A 224-nucleotide genomic window follows, 5' to 3' on the forward strand; every position below is an offset into this window, starting at 1 on the left:
TGGCGTCCCCTAGGGGACTCGAACCCCTGTTACCGCCGTGAAAGGGCGGTGTCCTAGGCCACTAGACGAAGGGGACGAACCTTCTTACCTTCAAGACCCGGTTGCTGGACCCGGTCTTGCTTACCAGCCTTGGCTGTTAAGCGGAATTTGGTGGAGCTAAGCGGGATCGAACCGCTGACCTCCTGCATGCCATGCAGGCGCTCTCCCAGCTGAGCTATAGCCCC

2 tRNA genes are annotated in these 224 nt (G+C 60.3%); both read right to left on the reverse strand.

The window, feature by feature from the left end:
- Positions 1-76 (reverse strand) — tRNA-Glu (locus C6A77_RS25215).
- A 72-nt stretch (positions 77-148) separates the two neighbouring features.
- Positions 149-224: transfer RNA gene (locus C6A77_RS25220), tRNA-Ala, on the reverse strand.

Source organism: Pseudomonas sp. AFG_SD02_1510_Pfu_092, from assembly GCF_003331055.1.
Classification (GTDB): domain Bacteria; phylum Pseudomonadota; class Gammaproteobacteria; order Pseudomonadales; family Pseudomonadaceae; genus Aquipseudomonas.